The organism is Bacillus sp. mrc49 (genome assembly GCF_002803435.1).
This window is the reverse complement of record NZ_PHNG01000440.1, coordinates 1-302: the sequence shown is the minus strand read 5'-3', so window position 1 is coordinate 302 and position 302 is coordinate 1. Positions and strand designations below refer to the sequence as shown.

At 53.0% G+C, this 302-nt stretch carries 1 rRNA gene; it reads right to left on the bottom strand.

Annotated features, from left to right (window positions below):
• A 16S ribosomal RNA gene (locus CVN76_RS02675) occupies positions 1-302 on the bottom strand; the annotation flags it as partial.

Below are 302 nucleotides of genomic sequence, written 5' to 3'. Positions count from 1 at the left end.
TCAGTGTCAGTTACAGACCAGAAAGTCGCCTTCGCCACTGGTGTTCCTCCAAATCTCTACGCATTTCACCGCTACACTTGGAATTCCACTTTCCTCTTCTGCACTCAAGTTCCCCAGTTTCCAATGCCCCTCCACGGTTGAGCCGTGGGCTTTCACATCAGACTTAAGGAACCACCTGCGCGCGCTTTACGCCCAATAATTCCGGACAACGCTTGCCACCTACGTATTACCGCGGCTGCTGGCACGTAGTTAGCCGTGGCTTTCTGGTTAGGTACCGTCAAGGTACCAGCAGTTACTCTGGT